The sequence below is a fragment of the Streptomyces sp. NPDC058674 genome, from assembly GCF_042716505.1.
Lineage (GTDB): Bacteria > Actinomycetota > Actinomycetes > Streptomycetales > Streptomycetaceae > Streptomyces.
Window position 1 is genome coordinate 1 of record NZ_JBHXSC010000091.1, and the last position, 10,375, is coordinate 10,375.

At 71.2% G+C, this 10,375-nt stretch carries 14 protein-coding genes; 5 read left to right on the top strand and 9 right to left on the bottom strand.

Annotated elements, in window-relative coordinates; genetic code table 11:
- The coding region (locus ACFWU6_RS30800; RefSeq protein ID WP_383984405.1) for a dienelactone hydrolase family protein at positions 1-323 on the top strand (323 nt) is incomplete at its 5' end.
- Positions 324-568: 245 nt separating this feature from the next.
- Here ACFWU6_RS30800 and ACFWU6_RS30805 read toward each other — a convergent pair.
- The 3 genes from ACFWU6_RS30805 to ACFWU6_RS30815 all read right to left on the bottom strand — a co-directional run bounded on the left by ACFWU6_RS30805 (position 569) and on the right by ACFWU6_RS30815 (position 3,185).
- Positions 569-1,486, bottom strand: a complete 918-nt coding sequence (locus tag ACFWU6_RS30805) for a hypothetical protein (protein ID WP_383984408.1) — start codon at positions 1,484-1,486, stop codon at positions 569-571.
- A gap of 33 nt (positions 1,487-1,519) precedes the next feature.
- Positions 1,520-2,428, bottom strand: a complete 909-nt coding sequence (locus ACFWU6_RS30810; RefSeq protein WP_383984411.1) for a hypothetical protein — start codon at positions 2,426-2,428, stop codon at positions 1,520-1,522.
- A 178-nt stretch (positions 2,429-2,606) separates the two neighbouring features.
- A complete protein-coding gene (locus ACFWU6_RS30815; RefSeq protein ID WP_383984414.1) occupies positions 2,607-3,185 on the bottom strand; it encodes a dienelactone hydrolase family protein in 579 nt (192 codons plus the stop codon).
- Positions 3,186-3,455: 270 nt separating this feature from the next.
- Here ACFWU6_RS30815 and ACFWU6_RS30820 point away from each other — a divergent pair, with 270 nt between their 5' ends.
- The gene (locus ACFWU6_RS30820; RefSeq protein ID WP_383984417.1) at positions 3,456-3,926 is read left to right on the top strand and encodes a hypothetical protein; all 471 of its coding nucleotides are present in this window, start codon (positions 3,456-3,458) and stop codon (positions 3,924-3,926) included.
- A gap of 527 nt (positions 3,927-4,453) precedes the next feature.
- Here the strand turns inward: ACFWU6_RS30820 and ACFWU6_RS30825 are convergent.
- Entirely contained in the window at positions 4,454-4,615 is a 162-nt protein-coding gene (locus ACFWU6_RS30825) for a hydrophobic protein (RefSeq protein WP_383813248.1), read from the bottom strand.
- A gap of 361 nt (positions 4,616-4,976) precedes the next feature.
- Here ACFWU6_RS30825 and ACFWU6_RS30830 point away from each other — a divergent pair, with 361 nt between their 5' ends.
- Positions 4,977-5,144 carry a hypothetical protein gene (locus ACFWU6_RS30830; RefSeq protein WP_383984419.1) on the top strand — a complete coding sequence of 56 codons (168 nt, stop codon included), beginning with the start codon at positions 4,977-4,979 and terminating at the stop codon, positions 5,142-5,144.
- Positions 5,145-5,613: 469 nt separating this feature from the next.
- Positions 5,614-6,201 (top strand): isochorismatase family protein, encoded by a 588-nt coding sequence (locus ACFWU6_RS30835; protein ID WP_383984421.1) that lies wholly within the window; start codon positions 5,614-5,616, stop codon positions 6,199-6,201.
- Between the two features lie 216 nt (positions 6,202-6,417).
- Here the strand turns inward: ACFWU6_RS30835 and ACFWU6_RS30840 are convergent, their stop codons facing one another.
- The 3 genes from ACFWU6_RS30840 to ACFWU6_RS30850 all read right to left on the bottom strand — a co-directional run bounded on the left by ACFWU6_RS30840 (position 6,418) and on the right by ACFWU6_RS30850 (position 8,196).
- Positions 6,418-6,600: a hypothetical protein gene (locus ACFWU6_RS30840; RefSeq protein ID WP_383984424.1), complete on the bottom strand. Its 183-nt coding sequence runs from the start codon at positions 6,598-6,600 to the stop codon at positions 6,418-6,420.
- A 17-nt stretch (positions 6,601-6,617) separates the two neighbouring features.
- Positions 6,618-7,007: a hypothetical protein gene (locus tag ACFWU6_RS30845; RefSeq protein WP_383812622.1), complete on the bottom strand. Its 390-nt coding sequence runs from the start codon at positions 7,005-7,007 to the stop codon at positions 6,618-6,620.
- 469 nt (positions 7,008-7,476) lie between these two features.
- Positions 7,477-8,196 (bottom strand): GNAT family N-acetyltransferase, encoded by a 720-nt coding sequence (locus ACFWU6_RS30850; RefSeq protein WP_383984427.1) that lies wholly within the window; start codon positions 8,194-8,196, stop codon positions 7,477-7,479.
- 281 nt (positions 8,197-8,477) lie between these two features.
- Between ACFWU6_RS30850 and ACFWU6_RS30855 the strand changes: the two genes are divergently transcribed.
- Complete coding sequence (locus tag ACFWU6_RS30855) at positions 8,478-8,708, top strand: S8 family serine peptidase (RefSeq protein WP_383984430.1); 231 nt, start codon at positions 8,478-8,480, stop codon at positions 8,706-8,708.
- 133 nt (positions 8,709-8,841) lie between these two features.
- Here the strand turns inward: ACFWU6_RS30855 and ACFWU6_RS30860 are convergent, their stop codons facing one another.
- Positions 8,842-9,762 carry a hypothetical protein gene (locus tag ACFWU6_RS30860; RefSeq protein WP_383812626.1) on the bottom strand — a complete coding sequence of 307 codons (921 nt, stop codon included), beginning with the start codon at positions 9,760-9,762 and terminating at the stop codon, positions 8,842-8,844.
- A complete protein-coding gene (locus tag ACFWU6_RS30865; protein ID WP_383984433.1) occupies positions 9,759-10,043 on the bottom strand; it encodes a hypothetical protein in 285 nt (94 codons plus the stop codon). The genes ACFWU6_RS30860 and ACFWU6_RS30865 overlap by 4 nt, the downstream gene beginning before the upstream one ends.
- Between the last annotated feature and the right edge of the window lie 332 nt (positions 10,044-10,375).

Here is a 10,375-nt window from a genome sequence, read left to right on the forward strand (position 1 = left end):
TCGGGACGGTCAACGCAACCACCACGGGCCGACCGGGCGAGGCGGCGCGCATCCGCTGCCCGGTGTGGGCCGGGGTCGGGTCGGAAGACCCGATCATGCCGCCCGCGAGGCGGAACGCGTTCACCGCCGAGATGCAGGCCGCGGGCGTCGACTGGCGCCTCACGGTCTACGGCGGCGCCCTGCATGCCTTCCACCACCCGCCGGTCGACCACCCCACCGTCCCCGGCGTCGGCCACCACCCACAGCACGCGCAGCGCGCCTGGCGCGATGTCGTCGATCTGCTCGCCGAGTGCCTGCCCGTGACGGAGGATGCGGGGGCATGACCCAGGCCAACAGCCCGGCGCCAGGTTTGGCCCGCGTCGGGCACTGACAGCCCCTCCCCCCCGAGTCCGCTTGGCAGAAGCACGTTGGGGGCGGCCGGTTTCTTCGCGGCGTTCGCCCGCGATGCCGTCGACTATCCAGGGATGAACCGAGGGCACTTCGCTGCAGGGGGCCGCAAGAGCTCCGCCGGCGGGGGTGGTGTCCTGTGCTGGGGAAGCGTCCGCAGCACAGGACCTTCACGCAGCCGTCAGATCTTGTTGTACGTACCAGAGGCCCAGAGAGCGCCGCCCTTGCCGGGGCCGCCGTCCGCCTTGTAGACGACGAAGTTGCCGTCGTCCTGCAACAGCGCGTAGGCGCCGGGGTTGTTGCCGGTGCCCGCGCTCCAGGCCACCGTGTACGGCGAGAACCAGTCGCGCAGGGTCAGGTTGCCGTCGGCGGCGATGCTCAGTTCCGTCGTGTGGTAACCCGTGCTGTACGTCCCGCTGTTCCAGATCGCCTTGCCATCGCTCTTGCGGTAGATGACCAGGTTGCCGTCGTCCTGGAGGAGCATCCAGACGGAGGCGCTCTGGGCCCAGTCGCCGTCGAACCGATAGCGGTACTGGGACACCGCGTCGTTCGCGCAGACCTTCGTGGTCCTCTCGCGCCTCATGGCCGACCAGTGCAGCCCGAGGAACTCTTGCTCCTTCCGGCCGATGACCTTGAAGTTGCCGCTCCATTCCAGCATCGCCCTGGGCTTCGTGTCGGTGTGGTCGCCGTAGGTGTCGGTGTGCCAGATGCCACCACCCGTCTGGGGGCTGCCGTCCTGCTTGTAGATGACAAAGTTGCCGTCCTCCTGCATGAGGGCGTACGCGGCCCAGTTGCCGTAGGTGCCGCTGTTCCACAGCGGGAGCCTCGGCCCCCCCGGGTTGCCCAAGGCGTACAGCACGAGGTTGCCGTCCCACTGCATGACCAGCTCGGTCGACTTGGTCGGGCTGGTCAGCTTCTCGCCCGGAGCGAGCCGCTGGCCGATCTTCAGGACCGTCTCGAGCTGCTCGTAGGGCCCGTCGCACTCGGCCATCCCGTCCCGGGTGGCGGGCGCGGCGTGCGCCACGGCCGGAACCACGCCGGTCAGGGCCGAGGCGGCGAGCAGGGATATGAACGCACTGCGGAGCAAGCGGTTGTACATGGGTGGTTCCCCCGTGGTGGGTTGGCTGGCCGGTCAGATCTTGTTGTACGTACCAGAGGCCCAGAGAGCGCCGCCCTTGCCGGGGCCGCCGTCCTTCTTGTAGACGACGAAGTTGCCGTCGTCCTGGAGGAGGGCGTAGGCGTCGTCGCTGCCGGCCGTGCCGCTGTGCCAGCGGACGGTGAAGTTCGGACCGAACTCGCGCACGTTCAGATCGCCCGTCCGCTCCATCTTCAGGTAAACGGAGCCGTTGTGGGCGCCCGAGGCGCCGTAGGTACCGCTGTTCCAAATCGCCTGGCCGTCCCGCTTGCGGTACATGACGAGGTTGTTGTCCTGCTGGAGCACGAGCCACACGGAAGCGGACTCGGCCCAACTGCCTTGGTACCAGAACGGGATGATACGGTCCGGTGCCGCGTCCGAGCAGATCTTGGCGTTCTGGTTGATCGTCGCGGTGCGCCAGGACGGATTGGCTTCGGTGCGGCCGGTCACCGCGAGCTCGCCCCAGTCGACGAACGAGGCTCGGGGGGTCCTGTCGGTCCGGGTGCCGTAGGTGCCGCTGGCCCAGAGGGCGCCGCCCTTGCCGGGGCCGCCGTCCTTCTTGTAGACGACGAAGTTGCCGTCCTCCTGCATGAGGGCGTACGCGCCCCAGTTGCCATACGTGCCGCTGTACCACAGCGGCAGGTCGGGCCTGCCGATGTTGCCGACCGCGTAGATGACGAGGTTGCCGTCGGCCTGCATGACGAGCTCGGGCCTGCCCGGCGTGGGGACGAGGCGCGCGCCCGAGTCGAGGCGCTCGCCGACGGCCAGGTGCTCGGAGTTGCCGCTCGTGTAGCGGACGCATTCGGTGGGGTCGGCGGCCGACGCCGTGGCCGCCGGGACCAGGGCGGTCAGGACGGAGGCGGCGAACAGGGGCGTGAGCGCTCTACCGAGCGCGCGGGTGCGCATGATGTGGTTCCCCCCAGGGATCGCGATGTCCGACCCAAGACACGGCCGGTCGGTGCATGACCTCCTTTCTACCTTGTCGCCCCGGGGTTGGATCAACTGACTATGCGATCACCGCGTACACCCGCGTCGACTTGTGCGAACGGCCGCCTTACCGCCGACAGGATCAGGCCGTTGACTCCTACTCAATGCGGTCGAGGAAGCCGAGCACCCGATGGTTGACCTGCATCGCGGCCTGTTCCTCGTAGGACGGCAGGCTGCTGTCGGTGAACAGGTGCCTGCCGCCGGGGTAGAGGAACAGCTCGGCATCCGTCACCGTCTCGACGATCGAGCGGGCGGCGTCCGCATCGCCCTCCCCGGCGAAGAACGGATCTGCGTCCATGCCGTGGATCTGAACCGGGACGCCTTGGGGCCAGGCGGCGCCGAACTCCGAGACCGGGACGCACGCCTCGAGCAACAGTGCGCCCTTTGCTCTGGGGCGAGTCTGGGCCAGCTTCTGCGCCGGCAGGACGCCAAGCGAGAAGCCAACATAGATGAGCTCCCCAGGCATCCCCTCGGCGGCGACGGCTCCGCGCGCGATGATCGTGTCGAAGCCGACGCTCTCGGCATAGGCGGCGCCCTCCTCGAGGCTGTCGAATACCTGCCCTTCGTACAGATCTGGAGCGTGGACGGTGTGTCCGGCCCGTCGCAACTGCTCGGCGAAACTGCGAACGCCGGCGGTCAGCCCGTGTCCATGGTGGAAGACCAGCACCTGAGCCATGTCGCTCTCCTCGTACTGCGGTGCCCGGGCGGCGCCGCGGCACGAGTATGGACCGCAGCACTGACATCCCCAGGCTCCCGTCGGACAGGACCAGGCCGGTGGTCCCTGCTCGGTGAGGCGGACTTCGCCGGCCAGTGCCCAGCCGCAAACTGACCACCGGGTAGGTCCGAAGCGCCGCAGGCGTATCCCCGCCACCAAGGCGCCGCCGCGTAGCTTGCTGTCCGTCGACCTCACCGCCGAAACCGACTACCCGAGAGGACCCAACACCTGATGTCCATATGGCCTTCGATCGTTGCCGTACTCGGCACCCTCGCCGGTGCCCTGACAGCCGGACTCCTCCAGCACCGTTCGGCACGGACCGCACGCGCCGAGGAGCGCGCCGACAGCCACCGCCAGGACCAGCTCGGCGCCGTCACCGACTTCGCGGCCGCCCTGGACGCGCACCGCTCGGCGATGTTCCATCGGGAACGTCTGGCCCTGACCGAGACAGGCACCGAGCACCAGCTGGAGGCCCAGACGAGGTCCCACGACACCCGGACGGCCATCACCGCGCCCCTCATCCGCGTTCAGGTCCTGGTCCCCGAGTTGGCCGGCCCCGCTCAGCAGGCCGCAGATGCCACGTACGCGCTACGCAAGGCCATCGACCGGACCGAGCTGGATGCCGGGCGGCATGCGGCCAAAGAAGCAGCCGTCGCCTTCATCGCCGCGGCCGCCACGCTGCTGAGCCCCAACAACCGCTGACTGAGGGCGACCACTGCCGCGTCCTGGCAAAATCCGGCCGTGCCCGATCCCATGACGTCCCCCAATTGTCCAATCAGGTGCTCGAATTGCCGGCGGGCTTTCTGATTCCGTGCCGGATTCCCGTACGGCGCCCGGCGCCGTGGGGCCCTACCTCGACCGCGGAGCGCGCGGGCGGCCATCTCCCGCTCGACGTACCCCGCGAGCGTCTCCACATCCCGCGGAAGTGCCTGGCGCGTGGCCGGGCTTGGTCCGTGGCCTTGCGGCAGCGGCGGGGGAGGGCCGGGCGCCCGTCTGCCGGCGCGTCCGGGCCGGGAGGGCGGGGCCGGGGCGGCCGTCGATCGTTGGAGGTGAGCAGGTCCCCCTGCTGTGTCACGGGGGCCGTCCCGGCTGTCGTCCGGGTACCCCCGTTGTGGGGCTTCACCCGGCAAGGGGCGGGTTCGGGTACGGGGACATGCCGGTGGCCTGGACCCCCGATCGGGGGTCCAGGCCACCGGCATGCAGCGTCCGGGTGCGGTGTTGCCGTAGGGCTACCAGCGGTACCAGCGGCCGCTGCTGCCCTTGGGGCGGGCGATGAAGCCGATCAGCCAGATCACCAGTACGGCGATGGCGACCCACCAGAGAATCTCCACCGCGAAACCCGCGCCGAAGAGGATCAGTGCCAGCAGTAGAACGAGAAGCAGGGGAACCATAGTTATCAACCTCCGAGGCACCGTGTGCCCGGCCCCGCCCCGACCATGCATTCGATCTTATGTGTTTTTTATCCGTGCAGGCGGGCAGAAGGGCGCACCTGCTCACGCGTGGTCGGGCTCGGGGGAGCCGCCGCCGATACGGTCCGCCCCCGGTCGCGCGGGGCGGCCGGTGCCCTGCCCGCCCCCCCCATACCGCGGCCGGAACCGTCCTGGTCCTCGCCGGCCCTGCGCAGTTCGCGGTCCGCCGCCCGTTCGAGATCACCAACACCGGGCCCGCCTTCCGCCGGGCGGACAGCGTGCAGCAGGAGACGACCCGCTGAACACCGCACCCTCAGCGGTTCGGATCACATCCGGCGCCCTGATGGGGCTGCCTGAAGCGGACGCTCGCGAGGACTTCGGCCGCCTCGACCGTGACGCCGACGGGCTGATCAGCCGGGACGACATGCTCCAGGCGATCCGTGAGTTCTACTTCAACGAGGAGCCGACATCCACCGGTGTGTGGCTGCTCGGACCACTGGACCCCGCATAGCAGGCAAACCTGTCGCCCAGAGGGACCGGTGTGAATTCAGACGTCTGTTCGTGTCCGCTCGAACCGACCCTACGGGTCACTCCCGCCGGCCCGAGGGGCCGGCCGCTCCGCGAGACGCGCGGCTCCCTGCTCCAAAAACGGTTCTCCGACATGGTCGCAACCGCCGAGCGGCTACCGGGGCACGATCTGATCCCGGGCCGCCGTATCGGCGCGTCGCGCCCCGTCCGCTTCGGGAGGTAGAGGCAGCCGAGGGGTTCTTCGCAGGCGTGGCTACCGCTACCAGCACCCGGCGGCAGACCTGACCCCGACCGCGCACCGCACCGGTCCTCTGACCGCTTCGACAGTGCGAATCGTTCCTGCGGTGAATATCCGCGGCTGTGTGGGTGAGCCCAGCCCGCCATGTCTCGGGCGGCGGTCAGGAGGCCGGTAGAAGACGGGGGTCGTTCCGTCGTCCTGAGGGGTGTTCGTGATGAGCCGAGGCTTGATCGTCGTAGATGTGCAGAAGGACTTCTGCGAAGGAGGCAGTGTTCCCGTAGCAGGAGGCGCGCAGATCGCCACCGCGATCGCCGAGCTGGTGGAGCGGAGTGCGGACGGCGGCTACCAGTACGTCGTGGCCACCCGCGACCACCACATCGACCCGGGCAGCCACTTCTCCTCAAACCCAGACTTCAAGGACAGCTTCCCCGTTCACTGCGTCGCCGGCGACGAAGGCGGTGAATTCCACCCGAACTTCGCCGCCGCCGGCGGCAAGGTCCACGCCGTCTTCTTCAAGGGCGCCCACAGCGCGTCCAAGAGCGGCTTCGAAGGCGCGGACGCCGACGGCACCTCCCTCGCGGACTGGCTGCGCGCACGCGGGGTGCGGGACGTCGACGTCGTGGGCATCGCAACCGACCACTGCGTACGTGCCACCGCCCTGGACGCTGCCGCGGCTGGATTCGGAACCCGGGTACGCCTGGACTACACGGTCGGTGTCGCCCCCGACACCATTGCCTCCACACTGGACGACTTCCGCCAGGCAGGCATCGAGGTGTCCGGCAAGGCACCGGCGCCGAACTAGGCCCTGTGCGATGTCGTGACCCCGGGACCTGCCGAGCAGGGCTTCCTTCAGGCGGAGCTTGAGTCCGGATACGAGGTCGCGGCGCGGGCATTCGGCGCCGGCTCAGCGGCCGCCGCCGACGAGCTGGTGCGCGGCCTGCTCGGGCAGTCGGCCGACTGGCAGCAGTCGATCGGCGAGCTGGGCCGCGGGCTCACCACGGCAACTGAAGGCCGACCGCTACCCAGCTGGTCCACCGACGCCGGCCGCACCGAGGACATCGGGGGGCACCAGGCCCGCACCACGCTGCTCGAGGCCGTCGCACGCCACCACCACGCCCACCTGCTCGCCGCCATCGTCGAGCTCGGCGCTGAGCTGGAACTCCCAGCTACCCGTAACGGGCGCTTTCAGGGGCGCGGTCATCCCAGAAGATTGCGCGGTCAGCGCCGGCCGCCGCCGATGCGGCGGTCGTCGGCCAGTGCGGTCAGCGGGCCGAACTCGCGGGCAAGCTGGTTCCACGTCAGAACCTCGCCACAGCGGGCCGGGAACTCCTTCGGGTTGAACTCGGGCATGGTCCAGGTGCCAGTGCCCCGGTCCCGCAGCCACAGGTCCCCGTCACCGTCGACCACAGTCGGCGGGACCGGTACGGGCTCGGCCTGATCGGTGGGCTCCCAGGTGACCCGGCCCGGGTGGGAAACGCGGCGCAGCTCGGTGGTGGCCAGCCGCGCGGCCAAGTCACGGGTGGACTCTTCGGCGCCCTTGACCGACTCGAGTCGGTATGCGTCGTCAAGTACGGGCAGGGCTGGATTCTTGCTGCGCTTTGAACTCATACGCTGACTACCTCCGGTGGGGGGCGTCACATCCGTTATGGCACCCCGTAGAGGAACACGGTATCCGAGGCGGGAGCCGGGCCGGTACGACCACTGTCCAGGTGGAGGCGCTGGCACACCGGGCGGTGGGGCCAGGTGGTGAGCTGGTCCTGGACGTGGCGCAACCCGTGGTGGTAGCGCTCAGATAGGGCGGCCCGGGTCTGAGAAGGTGAGGCCGCCGGGGGCGGGCGGACGTCGGGCCGGGGCGGGTGCGGGCTCGGTCTCGCCGGGCGGCTGGCGGAAGTCGGCGCCCTGCTCGACCGGCATCAGCCGGCGCCCACCCGCCTGGGCGGGTACGGGAGCGTCGGAAGCGGGCTCGGAGAAGGTTTCGGGGTCCGTGCGGGCCGGTTTCGTGATCCTCAATAAACGATGGCGCCATGGTTTGTTGAGGATCACAGGCGTCCTGTCACCGGCACCCGGTGTCTCGCAATCAGCCCCGTTCGAAGCAGTGGGATTGGCCGATGACGGAGAAGCCGCGGCGCTCGTACCAGTGTCGTGGCCAGCCCGTCGCATCGGCGGTCAGGAACCGGGTCTCGCAGTCCTTGTCGGCGGCCAGGCGCAAGGCGGTGGTCAGGACGGCATCGGCGTAACCGCGCCTGAGGTGAGCCTCCGAGGTGATCAGGTCCTCGATCTGGGCTGTGCCAGTTGCCGGGTCCAGATAGAGATCGGCCCATGAGACGACCTCGCCCTCCTCCGTGCGGGCACCGAGGAAGCGAACGACGTCGGCCCCGCGGCGGCGAGCCTCGCGCCGGTCGACCAGGTGGCGTATGACCTCGTCGTCGACATCCGGAAGAAGGCCCCGCCATCGCCGGGCGAGTGGGATGCGTATCGCGTCGAGGTCCACCTCGTCCGCGGGCCCGCCGGCCGGCACCGGGCCTGCGTGCAGCATGACCAGATAGGTGGAGTGGGTGTAGCCAGCCCGGACCGTGCCCGAGTCGCCCGCAGCGGCAGCGGCGGCCTGCCCCTGTCCTTGGGCCGCCGGGTGCGCGGTCGCGGGCGTCGGCTCGGTGGCACCGACCTCAGTCAGCTCAGCGGGAGACCAGCCCGCTGCCGCCTTCACGGCGTATGCCTCCCCGTACGGCACTTCGGTCTCGGCGAACTCGCTCTGCAAGCGGATCCGGGTGGCGAGGAGTTCCGCGAGCGGGGTCACGGCGGCCTGCTTCGTAGCCAGCTTCGCGACCTGGGGGCTGTGGCCTCGTACCGTGTGGCGGCACGTGCCGAAGGCGGCGGTGCCACGTGCAGTGTGCTCGTGCGACTGGACCGGGCCGGAGCACCCGCTCGACCGGGAGTCGACCGGCGAGACGCCCTTCGGTGAAGCGGTGCTGACGGACGCGGACACCTGCCTGCAGGACGTGGGACGGCCACACCGCCGGCGTCGAGGCGACGAGTGTTCCCCTGCCCGCCGAGGTCACCGACCTCCCGGCGCGGCTGGTGGCCTGGTGCATCGCTGACGGCGGCACCTCGTACGCCACTGCCCTGGCTTCCGCCTCCGCCGCTCTCGTCTGGTCGGCTCACCCCGATTGGACCGCGAATCGTGCGCGTCCTGATCGAGACGGCCGGTGGCCCCACGGACGGCGCCAAGCGCAACGACTGGATCGGCTACGGGGCGATCCGCCCGCGCATGGTCCTGCTGGAGAAGGCGGGCAACCCGGGGGCCCCTGACGTCGACCCCCTGGCCCCGGCCCCCACGAACACGCCCACCCCGGCCCCCAGCGCCGGGCAGACCGCTGCGCCCCGGCTGAAGCTGCCTCTGCGGAAGCGGGCCTGCCCTGGCAGTGGCTGGCGCTCGGCGCCGTCATCGCCGCGAGCCGTCCGAGCCGGGTCTGTCCGGTGCCGGGAGCCGGCCGATCCACGTGTCGTAGACGGGTCGGGTCCGTGCTGCGATCGCCGCGAGTTCGGCGCGCAGACCGCTGTCGGCCGGGCTGCGCCCCGCGGGGGCCGGGAGCAGGTCGGCCTCGAGCTCGGCGGCTTCGGCGTCCGCGAGGCGGCGCCGGAACTCGGCTTCTTCCTCGTCGAGCCGCTGCTGGTCCTCCCAGCCGAGTTCGGGCTCGGTGAGCCAGGGCCGGGCGGCTTCGTCGCGGTGCCGCCGCTCGGCGGCCCACTCGGCCTCCGCGCACCCGTAGGGGAACGGCCGGGGTGGGCCGCTGAGTATCCGATCGTGGCCGGCCAGGAGCGCGGCGGTGGCCTCGTCGCCGGCGTTGCAGGCGGCGGCGAACGTGGCGAGCTGCCCGGCGGTGGGCATCTGCGCACCGGCCAGGAGGCGGTGGAGGGTGCTGCGGGAGAGCCCGGGCCCGGCCCGGTCGGCGAGGGCCCGCAGGCTGGTGTGGGGAGCGGTGGCGCGCACACGGTTCATGGCGCGGACGAGTCCGGCCGGGGTGGTGAAGGCGCCGGGGACGTGCGGGGCGGGCCGGCGCGGCGGCGGGTTGACGGCGCGGTCGGCGGCCCTCCAGAGCCGCTCGGCGGTCTTCTGGTCGGCGCGGGCACCGCGGGCGAAGGCCAGGGTGGTACGCAGGGTGGGGAGCCGGCCGTCGAGGGCCTGGCGCAGGGTGCACTCGGAGATCTTGTACCCCGGCCGGCCGTCGCCTTGCGCACGCCGGGCGAGGGTGGCAAGGAGCAGGTTCCCCTTCGCGGCGCGCAGCCAGCCGCGGAGGGTGGCCAGTTCGGCCGGCTCGGCGCCGGGGCGGGCGCGGGTGGTGCGCTCGGGTGTGCGGTTCACGGGCGGGGGCCGGTCAGCGCGTGGAGGACGGCGAGCAGCCGTCCGCCGGCGCGGCCAGGCAGCAGCACGAGGAGGGTGCCGGCGGTGAGGGCGGTCAGGAGGGCGGGGACGGGGCGTTCGAGGACGGCGAGGACCGTCACCGCGGTGATGGCGGTGATGACGATGGCGGCCTCGGCCGCGCCCAGGCGCCCGCGGGCGGCCGGCGTGCTCGGGGCGACGGCGGCCGGCGGCGCGGCGGCAGGCGCGGGGACGGGCGCGGGGACGGGCGGGGGAGTGGACACGGTGGAACCTCCTATGGGAGTTGGGGTGCTGGGGCGGGCCGGCGGGCCCGGTGCGAGCCCTGATCGTGGCAGGGTGCGGGCCCCCGGCGCGAGCTGCCGACCGCGGCCGCCGAGACCGACGTCGACTTCGTCCCCGCAACGTTTTCCCAGGCCAGACGCCAGAAACGAGAAGAGGTTGTCCCGGCCCTCCGGCAGGTCTCCCAGCCGCCCGCGGGGCCCCAGGGCGCCGGTTCCCCATCGTGGCAGGGTGCGGGCCCCCGGCGCGAGCTGCCGACCGCGGCCGCCGAGACCGACGTCGACTTCGTCCCCGCAACGTTTTCCCAGGCCAGACG

Bases quoted from the DNA above. Each gene is read 5' to 3' on its own strand.
- ACFWU6_RS30805 (WP_383984408.1), bottom strand. From the start codon at position 1,486: ATGTACAACCGCTTGCTCCGCAGTGCGTTCATATCCCTGCTCGCCGCC.
- ACFWU6_RS30810 (WP_383984411.1), bottom strand. From the start codon at position 2,428: ATGCGCACCCGCGCGCTCGGTAGAGCGCTCACGCCCCTGTTCGCCGCC.
- ACFWU6_RS30815 (WP_383984414.1), bottom strand. From the start codon at position 3,185: ATGGCTCAGGTGCTGGTCTTCCACCATGGACACGGGCTGACCGCCGGC.
- ACFWU6_RS30820 (WP_383984417.1), top strand. From the start codon at position 3,456: ATGTCCATATGGCCTTCGATCGTTGCCGTACTCGGCACCCTCGCCGGT.
- ACFWU6_RS30825 (WP_383813248.1), bottom strand. From the start codon at position 4,615: ATGGTTCCCCTGCTTCTCGTTCTACTGCTGGCACTGATCCTCTTCGGC.
- ACFWU6_RS30830 (WP_383984419.1), top strand. From the start codon at position 4,977: ATGGGGCTGCCTGAAGCGGACGCTCGCGAGGACTTCGGCCGCCTCGAC.
- ACFWU6_RS30835 (WP_383984421.1), top strand. From the start codon at position 5,614: ATGAGCCGAGGCTTGATCGTCGTAGATGTGCAGAAGGACTTCTGCGAA.
- ACFWU6_RS30840 (WP_383984424.1), bottom strand. From the start codon at position 6,600: ATGACCGCGCCCCTGAAAGCGCCCGTTACGGGTAGCTGGGAGTTCCAG.
- ACFWU6_RS30845 (WP_383812622.1), bottom strand. From the start codon at position 7,007: ATGAGTTCAAAGCGCAGCAAGAATCCAGCCCTGCCCGTACTTGACGAC.